The organism is Stenotrophomonas sp. STEN063 (genome assembly GCF_056854515.1).
Genome location: NZ_JBXFWF010000003.1, coordinates 31,433 through 56,446 on the forward strand (window position 1 = coordinate 31,433; position 25,014 = coordinate 56,446).

Consider the following 25,014-nt stretch of genomic DNA (forward strand, 5'->3'; position numbering starts at 1 on the left):
CTCGCGCGCTGCTACCGCGCGGAACGCCATGGGGTTTCGCCTCTGGACACGGTTCGCCGCCCATTCGCGCAGGCGCGGGCAGGGCGGCTTGGGTTTCCAGCGCTACGACACCACGGCAGGCCGCGGGAGCGCTTCTTTCTTGTTTTAGGTGTTTCAGGGCCGGCGGCCGCCCGCGGCCTTGGCCGATGGCGTCGCGCGGGACATGGGTTTCATCCAGCTCGGATGCTTTTTGGCATCCGGCGATGGCCGGGAACGCCGACGAGCCGCTAACATGGCCGCCCCGGGGGCGGTGGCCGCGCACTGTGCCGGATCCGTAGGGAGCGGGGCTTCTGGCCCTGACCAACTTCCAACGAAATCAAACCCTTATATCGCCCCCCGAGTGTAGCAGAATAAATAGGCCGATGACTGATTCCGACAAGCCCCAAACACAGCCTGCCGCCAAGAGCAGCGTGCGCATGATCAAAGTGCCCGAAGACAGGGCAGGACAGCGGCTGGACAACTTTTTGTTGGGTCAGCTGAAGGGCGCGCCGCGCAGCCTGGTCTATAAATTGGTCCGCAGTGGCCAGGTCCGTGTGAACGGCGGCCGTGCCAAGGCCGACCGTAAGCTGGACGGCGGTGAAGAGGTGCGCATTCCGCCGGTTAATCTCAATGAGCTGGGAGACAAGGCGCCGCCGCCGAGCAGCTTCCTGCAGCGTATGGAAGAGGCCATTGTCTTCGAGGACGCCAAGCTGCTGGTGATCAACAAGCCGACCGGCGTCGCCAGTCACGGTGGCAGCGGTATCAGTCACGGTGCGATCGAGACCATGCGCGCGCTACGACCGAACATGAACCTGGAACTGGTACATCGGTTGGACCGGGACACTTCCGGCCTGCTGATCCTGGCCAAGAAGCGTTCGGCCCTGGTCGAGCTGCAGGCCTTGCTGCGTGAAGACCACGGCGGCATCCAGAAGCGTTACCTGACCTTGCTGGCCGGGCGCATGCCAGATGGCGTGATGAGCGTGGACGCACCGCTGCATGTCGGCCTTCGCCAGGGTGGCGAGCGCCATGTCCAGGTGAATGCGATCGGCAAGCCCTCGCTGAGTCATTTCAAGGTGTTGGAGCGTCGCGGCGGGCAGTCCTATTGCGAAGTCCGGATCGAGACCGGCCGCACCCACCAGATCCGTGTGCATGCCCAGCACATCGGTCATCCGGTGGCTGGTGACGACAAGTACGGCGATCCTGCAGTCAACAAGCGCTTTCGTGAGCAGATCGGCCTGAAGCGCCTGTTCCTGCACGCGGCCTCGCTGGAGTTTGCGCTGGACGGCGGCAAGACACCTTATGTATTGAATGCGCCGCTGCCGCCGGATCTGGTCGAGGCGATGAACAGGCTTTGAGGGTGTGAAGCCGGGATTGGGGGTATGTGATGCAGGGGTTTGTGGGAGCGGCGTGAGCCGCGAAGCTGACCTTGCTTGGGGCCCCCTGTATCCCGGTTACCTGATGATGTGTGGGCTTCGCGGCTCACGCCGCTCCCACAAAAGCACCGGTTTCGGATCTGGCAGGGTTGCGTGTCGCTCCCTGCCTCACTACCACTTGAACAGCACAAGGCTGACCGCAATCGTGGCCATGCCGATCACCAGTCCATACACGGTCTCGTGGCCCTTGGCGTAACGCTTGGCCGCCGGTAGCAGTTCGTCCAAGGCCAGGAACACCATGATGCCGGAGATCAGGCCGAACACCGCGCCGAAGGTGGCGTGGGACAGCGAGCCGGCCAGGGCGTAGTAGCCGATGGCGGCACCAACCGGCTCGGCCAGTCCTGACAGCAGGCTGGCGAAAACCGCATAGGACTTGCGCCCGGTGGCGAAGTACACCGGCACCGCGATGGCAATGCCTTCGGGGATGTTGTGGATGGCAATGGCGAAGGCCAGCGGCAGGCCGACCGACGGGCTTTCGAGGGTGGCGAAGAAGGTCGCCAGGCCTTCCGGAAAGTTGTGGGCAGTGATGGCCACAGCGCTGAGCAGGCCGACCCTGCGGATGTTGCTGCGGCTCTTTTCCTTGAAGGCAGGGTCCTGCTTGTCCAGGGTTTCGTGCGGGTTGGGCACGAAATGGTCAATCAATACCACCAGCAGTACGCCGCCCAGGAACCAGAGCGTGCCGTAGGTGAAGCCGAGACGTTCGCCGTATGCCAGTGCAAACGAGGCCACGGACTTGTTCAGGATCTCCGACAGCGACACATAGACCATCGCGCCGCCGGCGAAGGCCAGGCCAAAGGCGAGCAGGCGCGGATTGGGGCGCTTGGAGAACACCACCATCAGGCTGCCGACGGTGGTCGCCAGGCCGGCAGCCAGGGTCAGCCCGAAGGCCATCCATAGATTTTCGGGGGTAACGGGATGCATCAGTCGTGATCAGCCGCCACGACGCGCGCGTTCTTCGATGGCAAAGCACTCATTCGGCTTCGGGTCCGGCGGGTTGAAGCTGACCGGTACCTGGATGGTGGTAGGCACCGGCTGGCCGTTGCGGGTGGCCGGGTTGAACTTCCATTCGCGCACGCGGCGCGCGGCGGAGTCATCCAGCTGGCTGTTGCCGCTGCTGGTGACCAGCGAAACTTCGGTAGGCGTGCCCTGCGGGCCAACCACCACGCGCAGCACGCTCTTGCCGCCAACCCCGGTGCAGGCCAGTTCGGCCGGGTAGTCCGGCGGTGGGGTCTGCACGGCGGCCACTTCGGTCGGGGCGACGGTCGGTGCGGCCGGTTGGTCGGAGGAGTTGCAGGCGCTCAGTGCAGCCACGGTGCCCAATGCAGCGAACAGCAGACGCAGTTTCATGTCATTGCTCCGTTAGTGCGGATGCCTTGGCGGCACAGATGAAGTCGTTCTCGCTCAGGCCGCCCACATCGTGGGTGGAAAAGCGCACAACGGCGCGGTCGTAGTGCACGCCCAGGTCGGGGTGGTGGTCTTCGCGGTGCGCAACCCAGGCCAGCGCGTTCACGAACGCCATGGTGCCGTGGTAGTTGTCAAAGCGGAATGTGCGGGTCAGGGCCTGGCCGTTCTCGGCCAGCTCCCAGCCCGGCACCTGGGGCAGCAGCTCGGCGACGCGGGCCTGACCGAGGCGGTATTCGCTGCCCCGGCGCGGGCTGCAGTGCGCTTGTGCCAGCGGGATGAGATCAGGGGCCATGCAAACCTCCATAACAGATGACTGAACTGTGCCGCCGTTGGAATCAGTGTCCCATCGGTGGCAACCAAGACACGGCTAGAATACCCGCATGATCCAGATCTCAGATACCGCCCAAACACATTTCCGCAAGTTGATCGAACGTGAGACCGTGCCCGGGATGGGCGTGCGCCTGAGCGCGATGGACCCGGGAACCCCGAGCGCAGACGCGCGCCTTGAATTTGCCGAGCCGGCTGACCTGCTCGGTGACGAGTGGGCGGTGGACTGCGATGGCTTCACTTTGTATGTCGCTGCGACCAGCGTGGCGTGGTTGGACGGCGCCGAGATCGACTTCGTCACCCAGGCTGCCGGTACCCAGCAGCTGACGATCAAGGCCCCCAAGATCAAGGGCGAAGCCCCCGGTGATGCAGCGTCCATCGTTGAGCGTGTGCGCTGGGTGATCGAGAACGAAATCAATCCGCAGCTGGCGTCGCATGGCGGCCGCGTTGCGGTGCAGGAAGTGTCGGCCGATGGCGTGGTGTTGCTGCGCTTCGGCGGTGGCTGCCACGGTTGCGGCATGGCCGATGTGACCTTGAAGCAGGGGATCGAGAAAACCTTGATGGGCCGGGTGCCGGGCATCACTGCCGTGCGTGACGCCACCGACCACGAAACCGGTCAGGCCCCGTATATTCCGCGCGACGGCGCGGGCTGAGCCGCTACCACGCATGCCGGTGACATCGGTTACCGAGCTGATCAGTCTGCTGGCTTCGCGCCGGCAGACCAGCATCCTGCACGATCGCCGCACCGGCATGCCGTATAGCTGGAGCAACTGGCTGCGCACGCGCGTATCCAAGGGATTGTCGGCCTTTGCCGATGCCGATGCTGCCGGGGTCATGGCAGCGCGGCCGCAGCGACCACGCGAGGCTGTGGCCACACCGCTGCCGCTGTGGCGAATCATCGTATTGTTGTTCTGGAATGGTGGCGAACCGCCGCCGCGCGATCAGCGTGGCCTGCGCTGGTTCGCGGGATTTTTCAGTGCCGGCCTGCATGTGCTGTTCGCGCTGCTGTTGCTGTGGGTGGCGTTGGTGCGCAGCAATGTGCCAGAACAGAACGCCGAAGACGGCGAGCGCGTGCAGGTGGAGTTCGTCGGGCGTGGTACGCCGGACGAGGAGGGGGGCGGCGCCCCGCAAGCTGCCGAGGCAGCCGGGGTGCAGGCGGCAGTTGCAGCGCAGTCCGAGTCCGGCGCTGCTGCGGTCGAGCCATCGGCACCCGCAGCCCGGGAATCGTCTGCAGCCCCCGCTGCGAGTGCAGTGCAGGACAATGCGACATCTGCCGCAGAGGCGGATTTCGAGCCTGAATGGATGCCGATAGATGCGTCCAAACCTGTGCCGCAGCCGCCAAGCGAGCAGCCGCTGCAGGTGACGGAGACTAATCGGCCGACCAGCGAATTCGTGGTGCCGCCTGCCACGGTGACGGCGCCTGCGTTGCGCAGCAGTCAGGCGCAGGTACGCGAGCGCACGATTGAGACCGCGGTTGATCGTCCGCAGCCAACACAGGCGCTACGCCAGCCGGCAGACGTTGCGGTGCAGCTGCGTTCGCCGCAGGTGCAGGTGCGTGAACGCCAGATCGAAGTTGCCACGCAGCAACCGATAGCGGTGACGCAGCCGCATGTGCGCGAAACACAGGTGCGTATCCGTACTCCTGAATTTGGCGTGCGCGAACGTCAGGTTGAGACAGCAACGCAGGAATCGGTGGCGATGGCGACGCTGCCATCGCGTGCCGCGCAGGTGGAAGTGAAGACACCGGCGATGGCGGTGCGTGAACGCGCGGTACCCGGCGTGCCAGACAAGCCCGCCACGCAGGCGGCGACGAGTGCAACTGCAGCGACGCAGGCATCGACCGGTACAACGGCAGCAAGTGCATCGACCAGCCCGTCGCGCACTGGCGGGCAGGCGGCTGCCACTCCGAGCCCGCGTGCCGGAACCAGCGCAGGTGCGGGTCCGAAAGCCGAGGATCGCAGCGGCGGTTGGGCAGCGCCCAACCGTGGCGATGATTGGGGCGCAGCGCAGCGCCAGGTCGCTGGCAGCGCTGGCGGTCAGGCTGACAAGGGCACGGGGCTGTTCAACGCCGATGGCAGCGTAAGGCTGGGTACCAACGAGGGGCAGGCACAGGACGCGGACAAGCGTGGTGCGCCCGGCGGTGATTCCGATACCTGGAGCCGCGAGCGCATCGCCGAGTCCGGTACCTGGCTCAAGCGCCCGCCGTATGACTACACGCCAACTTCGTTTGACAAGTACTGGGCGCCGAACGAGTCCTTGCTGGCCGAGTGGGTGCGCCGGGGCATCAAGAGCGTGGAGATTCCGATTCCTGGCTCAAAGAGCAAGATTTCCTGTGTGGTGTCGATGCTGCAGTTCGGTGGCGGCTGTGGCCTGACCAATCCGAACATGCAGGAACAGCCAGCGGAAGCGCGGCCACCGCCGGATATCCCGTTCAAGAAAGAGCTGCAGGAAGACAACGGCAGCCGTTGAGGCTTGCCGGCACTGGGTTGTGTGTCGTGTGCCGCGTGCCGCGATCTTCGTGCTTTCTTGTGGGAGCGGTGTAAGCCGCGAAGCACGTGGTAAACCAGATGTCGGACGTGCTGGAGGTCTCGGCAATGCCAGCTTCGCGGCTTACACCGCTCCCACAAGCAGTGTTTGTTGCATTGTGCACGCAGACCAGGCAGCGCCGCCGAGGTGAATGCAGCGCACCCGGGCGATGTTGAGGCACCTGTTCTTGCTTTCCGGATGTGCTGCGCCTGCACGGGCAGGATCAACTCGGTAGCAGTCCGAGTCTTTGGGAAATCAGCTGCCCATGACAAAGAATGTGAAACCGGAGTTGGGCAGGCGTTCGCTGTCCGCATTGATCTCCGTGATTTCCTCGAAGAAAACCCGGGCATCTTCGCTGCGGAGTTCGGCAGGAATGTTCAACTCATCTTCGTTCCGGAGTTGGTCCAGGGCTAGCGCTTCCGCATCGTCTCTGCTCGCTGCCTCCACGAAGCGGGTGGCATAGAAGCCAACGGGCGAGTGCTTGCCAAGAAGGGCGCCCGGGAAGTTTTCGCCGCAGATCAAGCATCGATAGAGTGGCATGCGTGGTCAGGTGTCCGTTTTGGGAGTGGCGTCAGCCGCGAAGCAGGTGGTGCTGCAGATGGCACAGTGAGTGATGCTCCAACAATGCCAGCTTCGCGGCTGACGCCGCTCCCACAAACAGTGCGAAGCGTGTTGAAAACAAAGCCGCCCGAGGGCGGCTTTGTTGTGTCAGTGCGGTGCCCCGATGGTGGACCTCAATCCACGCCGTGCAGGTCGCGTAGTTGGCTTGGCCTGCTACCGAAGTAGGCTGCGAGGTCGGCGATGTCCTGGTCACTCAGGCTCTGCGCCTGCGGCGTCATCAGCATGTGGTCGCGGGTGCTGGCACGGTAGGCCTGCAGCGCGTGGGCGAGGTAGTCGCCGTACTGGCCGCCGAGCTTGGGGTAGGTCGGGTCGATCGGGTTGTTGCCGTCGGCGCCGTGGCAGTCGATGCAACTCTGCCCGGTGGCCTTGCCCTTGGCAGCGGCCAGGTGCTCACCGGCGGCGATGCGACCGGCAGGCAGGCCGGCGGAGGAACTGGATCCGTGTTCACCGCTGGCGTGGCCCGGGTCAGCCGCGGACTTGCCGCTGGACTCCACTTCGGACTGTGTGCAGGCAGCCAGACCCATGGCGGCGAACAGGGCGATGGACAAACGCAGTGCGTGCGTGGCTTTCGTCATGGTCGGCGCTTATTTGAGGGTGGACAGGTAGGCGGAGAGATCAGCAATGTCCTGCGGGCTGAAACTCATCGATTGCGCCTGCATCGTCGGATGCTTGCGCTTGCCTTCGCGGTACTCGGTCAGCGCCTGGGTCAGGTATTGCGGTGACTGCCCGCCGATCTTCGGCACGCGGTAGCTGGGGTAGGCGTTCTTGTAGCCGGTGATGCCGTGGCAGCCCTGGCAGGTATAGGCCAGGATCCGGCCGGTGGCGGCATTGCCTGTGCTGGCCGCTGCCGGTGTTGCGGCAGGAGCAGTGGCGGCGGGGGCGACGGCGGGTGTAGCAGACTGCGGATCAGCTTGGGCGGCCCCGAAGGTCAGGGCAAAAGCCAGAGCGAAACAAGCGGCGAGCGGCTGCGAGCGCATGGTTTCCTTATCCGGTAAGCGGGTCTGGGGTTCCGCCGTGGGATACGGAACGGCCCGAGTATAGCCCGCGTATTTACCCGTTCGGAACAGGCGCCTGGATGCTGCATTGCGGAAGCCCATACCTATTAGTGGTACCCATGACTTTCGGGGCATGGTGTTGATGTGGGGTGGTGCAATACTTTGCTACAACACCTGCCTACGCATCCCCAGGGACAAGACGATGTCGCGACTTTTCACTCTGCACGCCCGCACCGGAAGCTGCGCTGCTGCACTCCTGATCACCACTTCCCTGTTGCTCGGCGGTTGCAAGGCCGGCGGCGAGGAAGCCAAGGCCAAGACGCCGGATGAGCAGAAAGCCAGCGACGCCGTGCCGGTGGAAGTGGCCAAGGCCGAGCGCCGTGCCATCGCCGCCAGCTATACCGGTACTGCGGCGCTGGAGCCCCGCGCTGAATCGCAGGTGGTCGCAAAGACCTCCGGCGTGGCGCTGGCGGTGCTGGTCGAAGAAGGCCAACTGGTACGCGCTGGCCAGCCGCTGGTACGGCTGGACCCGGACCGCGCCCGCCTGAGCGTTGCACAGAGCGAGGCGCAGATGCGCAAGCTCGAGAACAGCTATCACCGCGCCGAAAAGCTGGTGCAGCAGCAGCTGGTCAGCGCTGCCGACGTGGACCAGCTGCGCTATGACCTGGAGAACGCGCGGGCGATGTACCGGATGGCGACGCTGGAGTTGTCCTACACGACGGTGGTCGCGCCGATCTCTGGCGTGGTTGCCTCGCGTGACATCAAGCCGGGCAACTTCGTGCAGATCAACTCGCCGATCATCCGCATCGTCGACAGCGGCCAGCTGGAAGCCACCCTCAATGTGCCCGAGCGCGAGATCGCCAAGCTCAAGCCGGGCCAGGCCGTGTCGTTGCAGGTTGATGCATTGCCGGGCAAGCCGTTCACCGGCACGGTGGACCGCGTTGCGCCGGTGGTCGACAACGGCACCGGCACCTTCCGCGTGGTGACGACGTTCTCCGGCGAAGAAGCATTGCAGGCCGGCATGTTCGGCCGCCTGAGCATCAACTACGACCAGCGCGCCGATGCATTGGTGGTGCCGCGTACCGCGCTGCTGGAAGACGGCGGCAAGCCGGCGGTCTATGTGGTGCGTGACGGCAAGGCTGTGCGTACCGAGCTGGCCCTGGGTTACGACGATGCCGGCTTCATCGAGGTGCGCAACGGCCTGCAGCAGGGTGATGAAGTCGTCATCGCTGGCAAGGCAGCATTGCGTGAAGGCAGTGCGGTGCAGGTGATCGGCAAGGAGAAGGCGGTCGCAGCGGCGGCCAAGGCGCCGGCAGCTGCACAGGCGACCAAGCAATGAGTGACCACGGACCGTCGGCTTCCGGCGGTGGCTTCGATCTGATCGAGTTTGCCACCCGCCGCCGCGTCACCATCGCGATGATGACGCTGACCCTGGTGTTGTTTGGCCTGATCTCGCTGTCCAGCCTGAAGGTCGAACTGCTGCCGGACCTGAGCTATCCCACCCTGACCGTGCGCACCGATTACGAAGGTGCGGCGCCGGCCGAGGTGGAAACCCTGATTTCGCAGCCGGCCGAAGAAGCGCTGGGCATCGTCAAGGGTCTGCGCAAGCTCAAGTCGATTTCCCGCACTGGTCAAAGCGACGTGGTGCTGGAGTTCGCCTGGGGCACGGACATGCAGCAGGCCGGGCTGGACGTGCGCGACAAGATGGAGACGCTGCAGTTGCCGCTGGAGGCCAAGCCGCCGGTACTGCTGCGCTTCAATCCGTCCACCCAGCCGATCATGCGGCTGGCGCTGTCGTCCAAGCAGGAAGCCGGCAACGACGCCGATGCCGTGCGCCGCCTGATGGAACTGCGCCGTTACGCCGATGAAGACCTCAAGCGCAAGCTCGAGCCGGTCAGTGGTGTGGCCGCGGTCAAGGTTGGCGGCGGTCTGGAAGACGAGATCCAGGTTGATATCGACCAGCGCAAGCTGGCCGCGCTCGGTCTGTCGCTGGACACGGTGATCCAGCGTCTGCAGCAGGAGAACGTGAACCTGTCCGGCGGCCGTCTGGAAGAAGGTTCGCAGCGTTACCTGGTGCGTACCGTCAACCAGTTCGCCACGGTCGAACAGATGCGCGAGATGCTGCTGACCACGGCCAGTGGTTCCAGCACCGCCAGCTCGACCGGTGAGAACCGCCAGCTGATGTCGGCCATCCTCGGCAGCAGCGATCCCAACGTGATCGCGGCGATGCGCAGTGATGGCAGCAGCAGCGCGCCCAGCGTGCGCTTGAAGGACGTGGCCGAAGTGCGCCAAGGCTACAAGGAGCGCGAAGCGGTGATCCGCGCCGCCGGCCATGAAGCAGTCGAACTCGCTGTCTACAAGGAAGGCGACGCCAATACCGTTTCCACCGCCGATGCGCTGGAAGCCAGGCTCGAAACCATCCGCAAGGAAATGCCCAAGGACATCGAGATGACGATGGTGGAGGACCAGTCGGTCTTCATCCGCCACGCCATCAAGGACGTCAAGATCGATGCGGTGATCGGCGGCCTGCTGTCGGTGCTGATCATCTTCCTGTTCCTGCGCGATGGCTGGAGCACCTTCGTGATCTCGCTGTCGCTGCCGATCTCGATCATCGCCACGTTCTTCTTCATGGGCCAGCTCGGCCTGAGCTTGAACGTGATGTCGCTGGGCGGCCTGGCGCTGGCTACCGGTCTGGTGGTGGATGACTCGATCGTGGTGCTGGAGTCCATTGCGAAGGCGCGTGAGCGCGGCATGGGTATTCTGGAAGCGGCGATCAAGGGCACCCGCGAAGTGTTCATGGCGGTGGTTGCGTCGACCTTGACCACCATCGCGGTGTTCCTGCCGCTGGTGTTCGTCGAAGGCATCGCCGGCCAGTTGTTCCGTGACCAGGCCTTGACGGTGTCGATCGCCATCGCGGTGTCGCTGGTGGTGTCGATGACCTTGATCCCGATGCTGAGCGCGCTGAAGGGCCGTCCGCCGTTGGAGTTCCCGGCCGAAGACCCGCGTGAGCCGTGGCGTCCGCAGAGCCGTTGGAAGAAGCCGGCTGCCTATGCAGGCCGTGGTATCGGCGCGATGTTCCGCTACGGCTTCTATTTCCTGGCCTGGAGCGTGGTGCGGATCTTCCGTGGCATTGCCGCGGTGGTCGGCCCGGTGATGCGCAAGGCCAGTGATCTGGCGATGGCGCCGTATGGTCGCGCTGAAGCCGGCTACCTGCGCGCGCTGCCGGCGGCATTGAAGCGTCCGTGGCCGATCCTGGGTTTTGCAACCCTGGCCTTCGGTCTGACCTTGGCTGCGCTGCCGCTGCTGGGTGTGGACCTGCTGCCGCAGCTGGCCCAGGACCGCTTCGAGATGACCGCCAAGCTGCCGCCGGGCACGCCACTGGCGCAGACCGATGCATTGGTGCGCGAAGTGCAGCGCAAGCATGCCGGCGAAGAAGGCGTGCGCCTGCTGTATGGCGTCTCCGGTACCGGTACGCGTCTGGATGCCAGCCCGACCGAGAGCGGCGAGAACATCGGCAAGCTGTCGGTGGTGATGAAAGACACCAAGCTGGAGCCGGCACTGACCGAAAAGCTGCGCGAGACCATGAAGGCCTGGCCGTCAGCGCAGGTGGATTTCGCTCGCCCGGAACTGTTCGCGCTGTCGCCGCCGCTGGAAATCGAAATCGAGGGCAATAATCTCGAAGACATCCGCGTCGCTGGCAATCGCCTGGCTGGCATGCTACGCGAGAACCCGCACTATGCCGACGTCAAGTCGACGGTGGAGCAGGGCTTCCCGGAAATCCAGGTGGTATTCGACCAGGACCGCGCCGCGGCACTTGGCCTGACCACCCGGCAGATCGCTGATGCGGTGGTCAACAAGGTCAAGGGCAATGTCGCTACCCGCTACAGCTTCCGCGATCGCAAGATCGACGTGCTGGTGCGCGTGCAGGAGTCCGAGCGTTCCTCGGTGAACGACATCCGTCGCCTGATCGTCAACCCGAGCGGTGCCAAGCCGATCGAGCTGGGTTCGGTGGCCGACGTCATCGCCACCACAGGCCCGAGCGAAATCCACCGTGCCGACCAGCGCCGTGTGGCGATTGTCTCGGCCAACCTGCGCGACATCGACCTGGGCAAGGCCATCACCGAAGTGCAGAGCATGGTCGCCAACAATCCGCTGGGCACCGACGTCGGCATGCACATCGGTGGCCAGGGCCAGGAACTGGGCGAGTCGATCCGATCGCTGCTGTTCGCCTTCGCATTGGCGGTGTTCCTGGTCTATCTGGTGATGGCATCGCAGTTCGAATCGCTGCTGCATCCTTTCGTCATTCTGTTCACCATTCCGCTGGCCCTGGTCGGTGCGGTTGCAGCGCTGCTGCTGGCGCGTTCACCGGTCTCGGTGGTGGTGTTCATCGGCTTGATCCTATTGGTCGGTCTGGTGGTGAAGAACGCCATCATCCTGATCGACAAGGTCAACCAGTTGCGTGAGGAGGGCGTGGCCAAGCGTGAGGCCCTGGTTGAAGGCGCACGTTCGCGTCTGCGGCCGATCATGATGACCACGCTGTGTGCGGTGTTCGGCTTCCTGCCGCTGGCCCTGGCCTTCGGTGAAGGTGCTGAAGTGCGCTCGCCGATGGCGATCACGGTGATCGGTGGCCTGCTGGTGTCGACCCTGCTGACCTTGCTGGTGATCCCGGTGGTGTACGACCTGCTGGATCGCAAGCCGGACGAGTACTACGCCGAACGCGGCCGTCGTGCACGCCAGGCGATGGCCCAGGCCGAGCAGGTGCTGAGCCACGAGCAGGACCCCATCGGCGGCATCAAGGACTGAGCGGATGAATATCACCGAGCTGTCCATCCGCCGCCCTGTCACCACCATCATGTTGTTCGTGTCGATGGTGGTGATCGGCCTGATTGCTGCGTTCAAGCTGCCGCTGGAGTCGGAGCCGGAAGCATCGATCCCGTTCTTCTTCATCGCCTTGCCGTACCCGGGGTCGACCCCGGAAGAAGTGGAGCGCAACCTGCTGCGGCCGGTTGAAGAGGCTATCGCCACGATGCCCGGCATCAAGACGATGAACTCGCGCGCCAACGCCGAAGGCGGGCAGATCCAGGTCGAATTCAGCGACTGGAACCGCGATATCGCCATGGCCGCGTCCGAAGCGCGTGAGCGTATCGACGCGGTGCGTGACGAGTTGCCGGACGACTTCCGCCGTTATTACGTACAGCGCTGGAGCACCAGTGACCAGGAAGCGATCAGCCTGCGCCTGAACAGTGCCGAGGACCTGACCGCGCGCGCCGACATGATCGAGCGTGCCATCAAGCAGCGCCTGGAGCGTCTGCCCGGCGTGGCCCGTGTTGAAGTGGAAGGCGTTGCCAAGCAGGAAGTGCTGATCGCGCTGGACAAGGACCGCATCAGCGCGCATGGCGTTGCCCTGAATGATCTGGTGCAGAAGCTGCAGGCAGCCAACTTCGCGGTATCGGCCGGGCAGATCACCGAGGACGGCCGCCGCCTGCGCGTGCAGCCCAAGGGCGAGCTGCTGGAAGTACAGGAGCTGCGCGACCTGCCGGTCAACAATCGTGGTACCCGCCTGTCGGACATCGCCGAGGTCAGCCTGCAACCGCAGCGCATGAGCTATGTGCGGCGCATGGAAGGCAAGCCCAGCGTGGGCGTGGACATCTACAAGGAGCGCTCGGCGAACCTGGTGGACCTGTCGCGCGCTGTGACCAAGGAAGTCGCGCTGTTGGGCGAGGATCCGGCGTTGCGCGGTGTCGATATCGAGATTGCGTGGGACTCGGGCAAGGCGGTCACCAGTTCGCTGCTTGCGCTGGCCGAGGCCGGGGCGATCGGTCTGCTGTTGTCGGTGATCGTGCTGTACGCCTTCCTGCGCCATTGGCCGTCAACGCTGATGGTGTCGATGGCGATCCCGATCTGTTTCATCATGACCTTGGGCTTCATGTACTTCACCGGCATCAGCCTGAACATCATTTCGATGATGGGCTTGTTGCTGGCGGTGGGTATGCTGGTGGACAACGCCGTGGTGGTGGTGGAAAGCATCTACCAGGAGCGCGAGAAATACCCCGGCAAACCGGAGATGGCATCCATCATCGGTACCCGCCATGTGGCGATCGCGCTATCGGCCGGCACCTTGTGCCACTGCGTGGTGTTCCTGCCGATGATGTTCGGCGAGAAGAACATCATCACCATCTACCTGACCCAGCTGGCGCTGACCATCTCGTTCTCGCTGCTGGCCTCGTGGCTGGTGGCGGTGAGCCTGATCCCGATGCTGTCGGCGCGGATGAAGACCCCGCCGGCATTGAAGTCACCGTTCATCAGCCGCCTGCAGGCGCGCTACGCACGGATACTGCGCTGGACCTTGCAGAACCGTGGCTGGAGCGTGGCCGGTATCGTGTTGGTGTCGGTGCTCAGCGTGTGGCCGATGACCCATACCACCGGTGGTGGCGATGACAATGATCCGGATGAGATCAACATCTTCTACCAATGGAAGGGCTCCTATTCCAAGGAAGAGATGGGCAAGGAAGTGCAGCGGGTCGAGGACTTCGTCAACGCCAATCGCGACGAGTTCAAGATCAAGCGTGTGTACAGCCGTTTCGCCGAACAGGGCTGGGCGCAGACGCGCCTGTACCTGACCGTTGACGACCGCGAGCAGAGCAAGAAGATCGAGGAAGAGGTGCGCAAGGGGCTGCCACAGTCTGCGCGTGCCAAGATCGGTATCGGCTGGCCGGGTGGCATGGGCAGCGAAGGGCAGGGCCTGCGTTTCAGTCTGGTCGGTGATTCAAGCCAGACCTTGCGTGAGTTGGCCGACGACATCGTGCCGATCCTGGCGCGCAATCCCAAGTTGCGCGATGTGCGCGTGGACGTGGGTGATGCCAATGCCGAGCTGGCGGTGCGGGTCAACCGCGAGCGCGCAGCGTCGTATGGCTTCAGTGCCCAGCAGGTGGCGCAGTTCGTGGGCATGGCGCTGCGTGGCTCATCGCTGCGTGACTTCCATCGCGATGACGTCGAGATTCCGGTCAATGTGCGTTTCTCGGGCTCGGAAAACTACAGCATCGAGGACTTGTCTTCGTTCATGGTGCGCAGCTCCAGCGGCAAGGAGATCCCGCTGCTGGCGATGGTGGACGTCAACGTCAATCCTGCGGCCAACTCCATCCAGCGCTTGAACCGGCAGACCATGCTGCGTATCGAGGCCGGCCTGGCCAAGGACGTGCCGATGGACCAGGCGCGCAAGTCGGTCGAGGAGACCCTGGACCGGGTGCAGTTCCCGCCGGGCTATGGCTATACGTTCAACGGTGCGGGTTTCAACATCAACTTTGATGGCATGGACCAGATGGTGACGGCGATCTTCATTGCCCTGATCCTGATGGTGGTGATCATGGCGGCGGTGTTCGAGTCGTTGCTGTTCCCGGCGGCGATCATGTCCTGTGTGCTGTTCTCGATCTATGGCGTTTACTGGCTGTTCTGGCTGACCGGTACCGAGATGAACATCATGGCGGTGATCGGCATCCTGGTGCTGATGGGCGTGGTGGTGAACAACGGCATCGTGATGATCGAGCACATCAACAACCTGCGTCGACGTGGGGTGTCGCGTACCGAGGCCTTGATCGAGGGTAGCCGTGAGCGACTGCGGCCGATCATGATGACGATGGGTACGGCGATCCTGGCGATGGTGCCGATTGCCTTGAATACGACCACGGCCGATGGCATGCCGCCGTACTACCCGATGGCGCGCGCGATTGCGGGTGGATTGGCATTCTCGACGGTGGTGAGTTTGTTGTTCCTGCCGACCATCTACGCGCTGCTGGATGATCTGCGTACCGGCACGGCGCGGTTGGTGCGGCGTGCGCGCGGTTTGCCGCCGGTGGAGCGTGCGGTTGTTGTAGAGGGCTGATTGGCTGGAGGGCAGGGCGGCTGTAGCTGTTGCGACTGCAAGCAGCGAAGGCAATAGCAACTGCTGAAGCAAGAGCTGCCCTCACCCCTACCCCTCTCCCGCATGCGGGAGAGGGGACAGCCAAGGCAGAAGCTGGATCAAAGGCCACAGCAACAACCAAAGCAACAGCCAAAGCCAAAGCCAAAACCAAAGCAACAGCTGAAGCAATAGCCAAAGCAACAGCCAAAGCAGCTGCCAAAGCAGCTGCCAAAGCAGCTGCCAAAGCAGCTGCCAAAGCAACAGCTTGCGATCAGGCTTCCGCTGCCGCAGCCGACGATGCAGCAGCAAAAGAAAATGCAGGAGAGCTAGCCACCTCGCCCGCCTGCGGGAGAGGGGTAGGGGTGAGGGCGCTTCTAAGCTTTTAAAGCATCTCCAGCTTTTAAACCAAAGCTCAAAGCAAAGGCCTCAAAGCAAAGGCTTCACCCAGCCAGCTTCCCATAAACACTGAAACCGGTAAGCCACAGTCCCAGCATGCTGCCGATATTGGTCAGCATGAAAGTCAGCACGATGCGGGTAACGCGATTCCGGTACCAGCCTTTCAGGCTCTGCGCATCATCACGCAGTTGCAGGAAATCCTGATACGTCGGCTTGCGCAGGCGCGTTTCCACCAGCGCCGAAAACGCACCGGTGGGAATGCTCAAACGGAAGGGCTTGAACGGCGCAACCACGATCGCGGTCAGAATGCTCAGCGGATGGCTGGCAGCAAGCAATGCACCCAAGCCAGCCAGGCCACCGGTGAACATCGCCCAGGTCAGCAGCATGTCGGCACCCATGCCCATGCCGCCCTTCCAGAAACCAAACCCAATCCCGCCCAGCACGATGGCCAGGATGCCCAGCGTGATCCACGGGATGTTGCGTTTCTTCGGCACCGACTCCAACTGCTCGCGCAGCGGGCCCGGGGCGTCGGTGTCGGTTTCCAGGTAACGGGCCAGGCCAGCAAGGTGACCCGCGCCAACAACCGCCAGCACATTGCGCTGCTCGCTGTTGTGTTCCTCGCGCAGACGCGTAGCCATGTAACGGTCGCGCTCGCCGATGATGGCCTGGTACAGCGCCGGGCTTTCGTTGGCGAACTCGCCGAAGCTCGATTCCAGCATGTCGCCTTGCTTGAGCTTCTCGATTTCTTCTTCGCCCACATCCTCGGACGAGAACAGGCCGGCACCCAGACCCATCACTAGCTTCAGCTTGCCGAAAAAGCCAAGGCTCTGCGAAGCGCGGCGGAAGGTGAGGCCGACATCACGGTCGATCAGGTGCACTGGCAGATCGTTGGCCTTGGCCAGTTCCACCGCGCGCTTCAGTTCAGCACCGGGTTCGATCCCCAACTGCTCGGCGAGACGGCGCTGGTAAGCGGCCAGCGCGAGGTTGGCGGCAAACAGCGCCACGCGGCCCTTGCGGATCACTTCTACCAGATCCAGCTGTGCCAGGGCATTGGGGTTGGTCAGCGCCTGCAGGCGCTGCGGGTCCAGTTCGACTGCGACCGCGTCGTACTGGCCGCTGGCGATGGCCTGCTCAACCGCTTGTACGCTGGCTGCAGAGACGTGGGCAGTGCCCAGGAGGGTGTAGCGCACGCCGTCGCGTTCAATCACGCGCACAGGCTGGCCGGCCAGCAGTTCGCCGCCGGCTTCGATAGAGGAGTCAGTCATTGCTTCATTCATTGGATGGGGCGCTGTCGGCACCGTCGCCGAGTGCGCGTTGCATCTGTACCGTGTCCAGCCAGCGACCGTGCTTGCGGCCAAGGCCGCGGAACACGCCAACCAACTCAAAGCCGAAGCGCTCGTGCAGCTTGATCGACGCGGTATTGGTCGGTTCGCCGATCACCGCGATCATCTGCCGGAAGCCGCGTGCGGTGCATTCGTCGATCAAGGCTTGCATCAAGGCCTTGCCAACGCCTTTGCCCTGGAAGCGAGCATCGACGTAGACCGAGTTCTCCACGGTCCATTGATAGGCGATGCGGGCCCGGTAGCTGTTTGCGTAGGCGTAACCGGCTACCTCGTCGTCGATGGTGGCGACGAGATAGGGGAAGCCGCGCGCGGTGATGTCCTGCATGCGCTGCGCCATCTCCGCCGCGGTGGGGACTTCGTACTCGTAGGTGTTGACCAGCTCGCGCACCTCCACCGCGTAGATCGCGGTGATGGCCGGGATGTCAGCGGGGGTTGCGGTGCGCAGCTGCAGGCTCATGTCAGGTCCGGTCAGTCGATGTAGCGCTTGAGCAGGTCGCCGTAGGCATCGATGCGGCGGTCACGCAGGAACGGCCAGATCCGGCGCACGTGCTCGCTGCGCTGCAGGTCGACGTCGCAGACCAGCAGGGTTGCATCGGTGCCGGCTTCGGCGATGAATTCACCTTGCGGGCCCAGCACGTGGCTGTTGCCCCAGAAGTTGATGCCGGAAGCGCCCAGTGGCGAGGCTTCGTGGCCGACGCGGTTGCAGCTCAGCACCGGCACGCCGTTGGCAACGGCATGGCCGCGGTGGCTCAGCACCCAGGCATCGCGCTGGCGGTTCTTCTCGTCCTGCACATCGTCCGGGTCCCAGCCGATCGCGGTCGGATAGAGCAGCAGCTCGGCACCGGCCAGGGCCATCAGGCGGGCGGCCTCCGGATACCACTGGTCCCAGCAGACCAGCACGCCGAGGCGACCCACCGAGGTCTCGATCGGCTTGAAGCCGATGTCGCCGGGAGTGAAGTAGAACTTCTCGTAGAAGCCCGGGTCATCGGGGATGTGCATCTTGCGGTACTTGCCCAGCAAGGTGCCGTCCTTTTCGAAGACAACGGCGGTGTTGTGGTACAGGCCAGCGGCGCGGCGCTCGAACAGCGAGCCGACGATGACCACGCCATGTTTCCTGGCCAAGGCGCCGAGATGTTCGGTGCTGGGGCCGGGAATCGGCTCGGCCAGGTCGAACTCATCCACCGATTCGTGCTGGCAGAAGTACGCGCCGTTGTGCAGTTCCTGCAGCAGCACCAGTTTCGCGCCCTGCGCGGCAGCCTCGGCTACGCGTGCATCAATCACGGCCAGGTTGGCGGCGGCATCACCGTGGTTTCGTTCCTGCACCAAGGCGACGGTAAGAGGGCTGCGCGAGTTCATGCTGCGATCCTGCGGGGGAAAGGACGAATGTTAACGCGGATGTGGGCCGGCAATGCGGTCTGGGCTGAACGGAGGGGCTGCGGAGATGGCGCCTTTACGGTAGAGCCGAGCCATGCTCGGCTGCTGTTCGTTCCGGCGTCATGAAGCACGGATACGCGACGTGCTGTTCAGCCGAGCATGGCTCGGCTCTACAGGTGGATCAGCTCAGTTTTTCAGCAGGCCGGCTGGCAGCTGCATGGTGATGCAGTGCAGGCTGCCGTTCTGCCAGATCAGCGAGCGGCAGGGAACCTGCACGATTTCGCGGTCGGGGAAAGCCTGTGCCAGTACGTCACGCGCGACACCATCGGCGGCGTCGCCATAGGCCGGCATCAGTACCGCGCCATTGATGATCAGGAAATTGGCGTACGAGGCTGCCAGACGGCGGCCTTCGTCCAGAACCGGCTCCGCCCAGGGCAGCGGGAACAGGCGGTAAGGCTTGCCGTCGCTGGTGCGCAGTGCGGCCAGTTCGGCGCCCATGGCCTGCAGCTCGGCGTAATGCGAATCCTGTGGGTCGTCGCAGTTCTGGTAAACGATGCTGTCGGCCGAGGCGAAGCGGGCGAGGGTATCGATGTGCGCGTCTGTGTCGTCGCCTTCCAGGTAGCCGTGGTCCAGCCACAGCACGCGGTCCTGCTGCATCCAGCTGGCCATGTCGGTGCTGAGTGAATCGCGGTCGCGCTCGGGGTGGCGTTCGTGCAGGCACTTCCAGGTGGTCAGCAGGGTGCCGGCACCGTCGGTGTCGATGGCGCCGCCCTCGAGCGCGAACGGAATGCTGCGGACCTGCGCATTGTTGAACACCTGGGCCTGGTCGAGCACGCCGACCAGTTGGTCATCGAGGCTGGCTTCGAACTTGCCGCCCCAGCCGGTGAAGCGGAAATCCAGCAGCTGGAAGCTGCCGTCGGCGCGCTTGAGGGTGATCGGGCCGGAATCGCGCAACCAGGTGTCATCGTAAGGTGCGGTGACGAACTGCACGCGATCCATGTCCACGCGGTTCGAGCGCAGGCGCATTTCCGCGTAGGTCTCGATGTCGTCATCGGCCACGCAGATCAGCACCGGCTGGTAGCGGGTGATCGCGCTGACCAGGGCGATGTAGGTTTCCTCAACCTCGGCCAGGCGCTCGGCCCAGTCGGTGTCGGCATTCGGCCAGGCGATCAATACGCCGGACTGGGTTTCCCATTCGGCTGGAAAGCGGAGCGTTTCGTTCATTCTTCTTGGATGCGTTCGGCCCGGTCGGGCGTTGGAGCGGCAGGCCAGGGCCTGCCGCCTGGAAAGGGGTCAGCGGATCGGGGGCTTTGGCCCGATTTCATCCGGGCTGGCCTGGCGGGCTACCACGTCGATCACGCGCTGCTTCTCGAAGTACACGGTAAAGGCCGGATAAACCCAGCGGTTGATGGTTGGCCATTGCCGTTTCTGGCCGCCGCGCGGGTCCATGCGCTCGCTCGGTGCGCCGAAGCGGGCTTCCACCTCGGCCATGCTCTGGCCTCGGGCTGGGATGGCCTGGGCCGGCTTCTCCTGTGCGCGCTCGATCAGCAACGTGTCAGCCTGCGCTGCCGGCGCGGCGGCAAGGACGGCGATCAGGCTCAGAATCTTGAATGCGTGCTTCATGGTCACATCTCCCCAGAGGACAGGTTGGGATTACAGCAAAAATTGACGATGAAAGTGTGGTCCTGCGTCGTTGTTGCTGCATGCACTCAGCCATGCGTCACCGCGGTGCCTGGCCCGGTACGCAAAAAGCCGCCCGGAAGGCGGCTTTTTGGCGTTGCCTGACCCCTGAGGATCAAGCCCTGGCTTGCGCCAGTTGGCTCAGCGCTGGCGAGCCTTGAAGCGCGGGTTCGACTTGCAGATCACGAAGATCTTGCCGCGACGGCGCACAACTTTGCAATCACGGTGACGGGTCTTCGCCGACTTCAGGGAGGACAGAACTTTCATGACATACCTCGGCGGATACTGGTAAGGAGATCTTAGGAGCGTGGCCGCGGATATGCAGGGTAACGCCCGTTCAAGCCCGCCATTCTACTGGGTATTTCCGCGCCAGTTCAAGTGCTTGCCTGCAAACGGGTGCGGGCAGGGCAGTGCGGGGCGTTAGAATAGCCCGAATCTCGTTCCAGACAGGCGTTTAAATGAGCCAATTGCCTCCCGTTCTCACCATTGATGGCCCGTCCGGGGCTGGCAAGGGTACTGTCAGCCGCATCATTGCCCGCCAGCTGGGCTGGCATTACCTGGACTCCGGCGCGCTGTATCGCGCCGTGGGTGTGGCCGCCAGCTGGGCTGATATCGATACCTCCGATGCCTCGGCGCTGGTGCGCTGCACCTTTGACACCAAGGTCCAGTTCATCGAGCAGGGCGAGAGCCTGCGGGTACTGGTCAACGGCAGCGACGCCACCGATGAGCTGCGTCTGGAGACGACGGGAGCACTGGCCTCGGCCATTGCCGCCATCCCCGAGGTGCGGGCCGCGCTGAAGGAGCGTCAGCGCGCATTCAGGGTTTTGCCCGGGTTGGTGGCTGATGGCCGAGATATGGGAACCGTCATCTTTCCTGATGCCCCATTCAAGGTTTTCCTGACCGCGAGCGCCGAGGAGCGGGCCGAGCGGCGGCATAAACAGTTGAAAGAAAAAGGGGTTTCGGTTAACTTTGAAGACCTCCTGCGTGAGATCATGGCCCGCGACGCCCGTGATGCACAGCGCGCAGTGGCGCCCCTGAGGCCGGCCGATGACGCCATCCTCATCGACACCAGCGGTATTGGCATCGACGACGTCGTTGCCAAGGTGCTGGGTCTGGTTTCCAAGGAAGCCTGATCCTCGCAGCGTTGAGTGCGGTCAGTTGATCGATCGCAGTCGTAGCAAAGATGTTGCAACAACCCGCTGCGCAATGGTGCGTGGTGGGCTTTTTCATTCACATTCGGCCGCTGTCATGGGGTCGTCCAACAGGCTGGACAGTACGGGTTTTCGCAACAGATCCGCTGTCCATATGTTCAACTGAGTAAATCTAATGACCGAATCATTTGCAGAACTGTTTGAAGCCAGTCAGGCCAATCTGGCCAAGCTGAAGCCCGGTGCCATCGTTATCGGTACCGTCGTTGAAGTCCGCGGCGACGTGGTCGTGATCAACGCCGGCCTGAAGTCCGAAGGCATCGTGCCGATCGAACAGTTCCGTAACGACGCTGGTGAAATCGACGTGGGCGTGGGCGACCAGGTAAAGGTTGCACTGGACTCGATCGAGAACGGCTTCGGCGAAACCGTCCTGTCGCGCGAGAAGGCAAAGCGCGCCATGGTGTGGGACGAGCTGGAAGAAGCGTTGGAAAAGAACGAAACCATCACCGGTCGCATCAGCGGCAAGGTCAAGGGTGGTTTCACCGTGGACATCAAGGATGTCCGCGCATTCCTGCCCGGTTCGCTGGTCGATGTGCGCCCCGTGCGCGACCCGGCCTACCTGGAAGGCAAGGAGCTGGAATTCAAGCTCATCAAGCTGGACCGCAAGCGTAACAACGTGGTCGTGTCGCGTCGTGCAGTTGTCGAGAGCGAGCACTCGGAAGAGCGCGAGCAGCTGATGGACAAGCTGCAGGAAGGCGCAATCCTGAAGGGTGTCGTCAAGAACCTGACCGATTACGGCGCATTCGTGGACCTGGGCGGTATCGACGGCCTGCTGCACATCACCGACATGGCATGGAAGCGCGTGCGCCATCCGTCCGAAGTCGTGAACGTCGGCGACGAGCTGGACGTGCGCGTGCTGAAGTTCGACCGCGAGCGCAACCGCGTTTCGCTGGGCCTGAAGCAGCTGGGCGAGGATCCGTGGGACAACATCGCACGTCGTTACCCGGCCAACAGCCGCGTGTTCGGCAAGGTCTCCAACGTGACTGATTACGGCGCATTCGTTGAGATCGAGCCGGGCGTTGAAGGCCTGGTGCACGTCTCCGAGATGGATTGGACCAACAAGAACGTCAACCCGTCCAAGGTTGTCCAGGTTGGTGATGAAGTCGAAGTGATGGTGCTGGACGTTGATGAAGAGCGTCGTCGTATCTCGCTGGGCATGAAGCAGGTTGCTGCCAACCCGTGGGAAACCTTCGCCGCCATCTTCAAGAAGGGCGACAAGGTTTCCGGCCAGATCAAGTCGATCACCGATTTCGGTATCTTCATCGGTCTGGACGGCGGCATCGACGGCCTGGTGCACCTGTCGGACATCAGCTGGAACACCACCGGCGAAGACGTGGTTCGCAACTTCAAGAAGGGCGACACCCTGGACGCAGTGGTCCTGGCCGTCGATCCGGAGCGCGAGCGCATCTCGCTGGGCGTCAAGCAGCTTGAGCAGGACCCGTTCGGTCAGTACATGGCTGCCAACCCGAAGGGTTCGAAGGTCGAAGGCGTGGTCAAGGAAGTTGATGCCAAGGGCGCTACCATCGAGTTGGCTGACGGCATCGAAGGCTACGTCTCGGCACGTGACGTCGCCAACGAGCGCGTCGACGACGCGACCCAGTTCCTGAAGGTCGGCGACAAGATCGAAGCCAAGTTCGTGGGCATGGACCGCAAGGGCCGTACCCTGCAGCTGTCGATCAAGGCCAAGGACGATGCCGAAATGCGCGAAGTGCTGGAGGAATACCAGTCCTCTTCGGCATCCAGCGGCACCACCCAGCTGGGCGCGCTGCTGCGTGCACAGTTGAACGGCAACAAGTCCGAGTAATCGGTTTCCTGTTGTAGATTTGACCTGGCGGCCCGGACATCAGTCCGGGCCGTTTCAGGGTAAGACCCTGCCATTGACGAGTACGCAATGACCAAATCCGAATTGATCGAAATCCTCGCGCGCCACCAGGCGCACCTGAAGGCTGATGATGTCGATCTGGCGGTGAAGTCGTTGCTGGAAATGATGGGTGGGGCGCTGTCCTCCGGCGACCGCATCGAGATCCGCGGTTTCGGTAGTTTCTCGCTGCATTACCGCCCGCCGCGACTGGGCCGTAACCCGAAGACGGGTGAGTCGGTTGCGTTGCCGGGCAAGCATGTTCCGCATTTCAAGCCGGGCAAGGAGCTGCGCGAGCGCGTCAGTTCTGTGGTGCCGCTGGAAAGCGACCCTGCCTGAGTGGTCCTGGCTGGGTGTTGCGCAGCAGATTGACTGCTGCCATTTCTTCCGCTGAACGGTAAGCTACGGGCTCTTGTTACAGGAGTAAGCCGGCGCATGAAGACCGTTCGATTAGTGATTCTGCTGGCAGTGTTGATAGGCGGTCTGGTGATCGGCTCGCTCAACTCGCAGCCCATCGAAATCAGCCTTGCGTTCTGGGTGCTCAAGACCACCTCGGGTATCGCAATCATTGCATCGCTGTTGCTCGGCGCCCTGGTGGGCGGGGGCATGGTGATGGCGGCGCTGGTGGTGCCGATGTACACCAAACTGCGTCGCGCCAACAAAGCTGCTGCCCTGACGGCATCAGAACCTGCTGCGCCTGCCGCGCAGACGCCTTCTCCTTTTGACGGACGCTGAGCAACGATGGCCTTCATCAGTGAGTGGTTCTGGTTTTTCCTGTGCCTGCCGGTTGCCGCGATCGCCGGCTGGGTGATTGGTCGTCGCAGTGGTCAACGCCACAGCGAGAATCAGGTCACCCGTCTTTCCAGTACCTATTTCCGCGGCTTGAACTATCTGCTCAACGAGCAGCCGGACAAGGCCATCGAGTTGTTCCTGCATATTGCAGAACTGGACAAGGAAACCTTCGAGACCCAGGTTGCGTTGGGACACCTGTTCCGTCGTCGTGGTGAAGTGGACCGGGCGATCCGTCTGCACCAAGGTCTGGTCAATCGCAATGACCTGAGTGACACGCAGCGTGTGCAGGCCTTGCTTGCGCTCGGCGAGGACTATATGAAGTCCGGCCTGCTGGATCGCGCCGAAACCGTATTCACCGAGTTGGCGCAGCTCGACCAGCGTGCCCCGCAGGCCTTGAAGCATTTGATCGGCATCTATCAGGCCGAGCGCGATTGGGAAAAGGCCATCGAGAACGCAACCCGCTATGAAGCGGTCACCGACGAGCCGATGGGCAAGCTGATCGGGCAGTTTGAATGCGAACTGGCCGAACGTTACCGCGCGGCCGGGCGGTTGGACGACGCGCGTGCGGCGATCAATCGGGCCAATGTCGCCGATGCGATGAGTGTGCGCGCAGGCATCATCGAAGGTCGTCTGGAAAGCGATTTCGGCAACGACGAAGCGGCCGTGCGCGCGTTTGAGCGGGCGGCACGCAATGATCCGGACTACCTGCCCGAAATCCTGCCGCAGTTGCTGAAGAACTACCGCAATGTCGGTGATCTCGCAGGCGCACGTGCGTTCCTGGCTGAGATGACCGAGCACTACCGCGGCATCGCGCCGGTGTTGGCGCTCACCCGCTTGATGGAAGAGCAGGAGGGGCCGGCACCTGCACGTGCCTATCTGGGGCGCCAGCTCAAGGATCGGCCATCGGTGCGTGGTGAGTCCGCCTTGATCGATCTGACCTTGGCCGAAGGTGCTGATCCGGTCGCCACCCTGCAGGACCTCAAGCACATCACCGATCAGTTGCTGGTCCGCAATCCAGCCTATCGCTGCACGCGTTGCGGCTTCGGTGCGCGGACGCACCACTGGCAATGTCCCAGCTGCAAGGAGTGGGGTACGGTCAAGCCGCTATTGAACTTCGCGGTGCTCTGAGTGCCGGGACCGCA

Annotated in this window: 23 protein-coding genes; 11 read left to right on the forward strand and 12 right to left on the reverse strand. The window is 63.3% G+C overall.

The genetic code is table 11. From position 1 onward, the window contains the following. Positions 1 to 401: 401 nt before the first annotated feature. Complete coding sequence (locus AC1VWL_RS01625; RefSeq protein WP_482985496.1) at positions 402 to 1,373, forward strand: RluA family pseudouridine synthase; 972 nt, start codon at positions 402 to 404, stop codon at positions 1,371 to 1,373. A gap of 189 nt (positions 1,374 to 1,562) precedes the next feature. Here the strand turns inward: AC1VWL_RS01625 and zupT are convergent, their stop codons facing one another. Genes zupT through AC1VWL_RS01640 form a run of 3 tightly spaced genes read right to left on the reverse strand, consistent with a single transcriptional unit; the run spans position 1,563 to position 3,147 of the window. Further along, entirely contained in the window at positions 1,563 to 2,372 is an 810-nt protein-coding gene (gene zupT, locus AC1VWL_RS01630; protein ID WP_282273017.1) for a zinc transporter ZupT, read from the reverse strand. A gap of 9 nt (positions 2,373 to 2,381) precedes the next feature. Next, complete coding sequence (locus AC1VWL_RS01635) at positions 2,382 to 2,798, reverse strand: energy transducer TonB (protein ID WP_296252265.1); 417 nt, start codon at positions 2,796 to 2,798, stop codon at positions 2,382 to 2,384. A gap of 1 nt (position 2,799) precedes the next feature. Then, complete coding sequence (locus tag AC1VWL_RS01640) at positions 2,800 to 3,147, reverse strand: 4a-hydroxytetrahydrobiopterin dehydratase (protein WP_282273013.1); 348 nt, start codon at positions 3,145 to 3,147, stop codon at positions 2,800 to 2,802. A gap of 88 nt (positions 3,148 to 3,235) precedes the next feature. On the opposite strand from AC1VWL_RS01640, the gene AC1VWL_RS01645 reads away from it, so the two are divergent. After that, positions 3,236 to 3,835 carry an NfuA family Fe-S biogenesis protein gene (locus AC1VWL_RS01645; protein WP_482985497.1) on the forward strand — a complete coding sequence of 200 codons (600 nt, stop codon included), beginning with the start codon at positions 3,236 to 3,238 and terminating at the stop codon, positions 3,833 to 3,835. 13 nt (positions 3,836 to 3,848) lie between these two features. Then, entirely contained in the window at positions 3,849 to 5,651 is a 1,803-nt protein-coding gene (locus AC1VWL_RS01650; protein WP_482985498.1) for a DNA polymerase III subunit gamma/tau domain-containing protein, read from the forward strand. Positions 5,652 to 5,963: 312 nt separating this feature from the next. Here AC1VWL_RS01650 and AC1VWL_RS01655 read toward each other — a convergent pair whose 3' ends face one another. The 3 genes from AC1VWL_RS01655 to AC1VWL_RS01665 form a co-directional block, all read right to left on the reverse strand. Next, entirely contained in the window at positions 5,964 to 6,248 is a 285-nt protein-coding gene (locus AC1VWL_RS01655) for a hypothetical protein (RefSeq protein WP_482985499.1), read from the reverse strand. Between the two features lie 194 nt (positions 6,249 to 6,442). Continuing rightward, positions 6,443 to 6,904, reverse strand: coding sequence for a c-type cytochrome (locus tag AC1VWL_RS01660; protein ID WP_482985500.1), 462 nt, complete (start codon positions 6,902 to 6,904; stop codon positions 6,443 to 6,445). Positions 6,905 to 6,913: 9 nt separating this feature from the next. Continuing rightward, complete coding sequence (locus AC1VWL_RS01665) at positions 6,914 to 7,306, reverse strand: c-type cytochrome (RefSeq protein WP_482985501.1); 393 nt, start codon at positions 7,304 to 7,306, stop codon at positions 6,914 to 6,916. Positions 7,307 to 7,526: 220 nt separating this feature from the next. On the opposite strand from AC1VWL_RS01665, the gene AC1VWL_RS01670 reads away from it, so the two are divergent. The 3 genes from AC1VWL_RS01670 to AC1VWL_RS01680 are packed head-to-tail and all read left to right on the forward strand — an operon-like array spanning position 7,527 to position 15,203. After that, positions 7,527 to 8,663, forward strand: a complete 1,137-nt coding sequence (locus AC1VWL_RS01670; RefSeq protein WP_282267617.1) for an efflux RND transporter periplasmic adaptor subunit — start codon at positions 7,527 to 7,529, stop codon at positions 8,661 to 8,663. Further along, complete coding sequence (locus AC1VWL_RS01675) at positions 8,660 to 12,127, forward strand: efflux RND transporter permease subunit (protein ID WP_482985502.1); 3,468 nt, start codon at positions 8,660 to 8,662, stop codon at positions 12,125 to 12,127. Before AC1VWL_RS01670 ends, AC1VWL_RS01675 begins: the two co-directional genes overlap by 4 nt. Positions 12,128 to 12,131: 4 nt before the next feature. Next, positions 12,132 to 15,203, forward strand: coding sequence for an efflux RND transporter permease subunit (locus AC1VWL_RS01680; protein ID WP_482985503.1), 3,072 nt, complete (start codon positions 12,132 to 12,134; stop codon positions 15,201 to 15,203). Between the two features lie 458 nt (positions 15,204 to 15,661). Here the strand turns inward: AC1VWL_RS01680 and AC1VWL_RS01685 are convergent, their stop codons facing one another. The 6 genes from AC1VWL_RS01685 to ykgO all read right to left on the reverse strand — a co-directional run bounded on the left by AC1VWL_RS01685 (position 15,662) and on the right by ykgO (position 20,281). Next, entirely contained in the window at positions 15,662 to 16,894 is a 1,233-nt protein-coding gene (locus tag AC1VWL_RS01685; protein WP_482985504.1) for a TraB/GumN family protein, read from the reverse strand. Further along, a complete protein-coding gene (locus AC1VWL_RS01690; RefSeq protein ID WP_482985505.1) occupies positions 16,887 to 17,417 on the reverse strand; it encodes a GNAT family N-acetyltransferase in 531 nt (176 codons plus the stop codon). Before AC1VWL_RS01690 ends, AC1VWL_RS01685 begins: the two co-directional genes overlap by 8 nt. A gap of 11 nt (positions 17,418 to 17,428) precedes the next feature. Further along, entirely contained in the window at positions 17,429 to 18,316 is an 888-nt protein-coding gene (locus AC1VWL_RS01695) for a carbon-nitrogen hydrolase (RefSeq protein WP_481614879.1), read from the reverse strand. 204 nt (positions 18,317 to 18,520) lie between these two features. Further along, on the reverse strand, positions 18,521 to 19,558 hold the full coding sequence (locus tag AC1VWL_RS01700; RefSeq protein ID WP_482985506.1) for an agmatine deiminase family protein: 1,038 nt from the start codon (positions 19,556 to 19,558) through the stop codon (positions 18,521 to 18,523). A 69-nt stretch (positions 19,559 to 19,627) separates the two neighbouring features. Beyond that, positions 19,628 to 19,957, reverse strand: coding sequence for a hypothetical protein (locus AC1VWL_RS01705; protein WP_482985507.1), 330 nt, complete (start codon positions 19,955 to 19,957; stop codon positions 19,628 to 19,630). A gap of 198 nt (positions 19,958 to 20,155) precedes the next feature. Beyond that, the gene (ykgO, locus tag AC1VWL_RS01710) at positions 20,156 to 20,281 is read right to left on the reverse strand and encodes a type B 50S ribosomal protein L36 (RefSeq protein WP_057628212.1); all 126 of its coding nucleotides are present in this window, start codon (positions 20,279 to 20,281) and stop codon (positions 20,156 to 20,158) included. Positions 20,282 to 20,472: 191 nt separating this feature from the next. On the opposite strand from ykgO, the gene cmk reads away from it, so the two are divergent. The 5 genes from cmk (at position 20,473) to lapB (ending at position 25,000) form a co-directional block, all read left to right on the forward strand. Then, complete coding sequence (cmk, locus tag AC1VWL_RS01715; protein WP_481614882.1) at positions 20,473 to 21,147, forward strand: (d)CMP kinase; 675 nt, start codon at positions 20,473 to 20,475, stop codon at positions 21,145 to 21,147. 193 nt (positions 21,148 to 21,340) lie between these two features. Then, complete coding sequence (gene rpsA / locus AC1VWL_RS01720) at positions 21,341 to 23,026, forward strand: 30S ribosomal protein S1 (RefSeq protein ID WP_481614883.1); 1,686 nt, start codon at positions 21,341 to 21,343, stop codon at positions 23,024 to 23,026. Between the two features lie 87 nt (positions 23,027 to 23,113). Continuing rightward, positions 23,114 to 23,419: an integration host factor subunit beta gene (locus tag AC1VWL_RS01725; RefSeq protein WP_057628209.1), complete on the forward strand. Its 306-nt coding sequence runs from the start codon at positions 23,114 to 23,116 to the stop codon at positions 23,417 to 23,419. A gap of 96 nt (positions 23,420 to 23,515) precedes the next feature. Further along, the gene (locus AC1VWL_RS01730) at positions 23,516 to 23,815 is read left to right on the forward strand and encodes a lipopolysaccharide assembly protein LapA domain-containing protein (RefSeq protein ID WP_481614884.1); all 300 of its coding nucleotides are present in this window, start codon (positions 23,516 to 23,518) and stop codon (positions 23,813 to 23,815) included. 6 nt (positions 23,816 to 23,821) lie between these two features. Beyond that, complete coding sequence (lapB, locus tag AC1VWL_RS01735) at positions 23,822 to 25,000, forward strand: lipopolysaccharide assembly protein LapB (RefSeq protein ID WP_481614885.1); 1,179 nt, start codon at positions 23,822 to 23,824, stop codon at positions 24,998 to 25,000. Positions 25,001 to 25,014 lie beyond the last annotated feature (14 nt).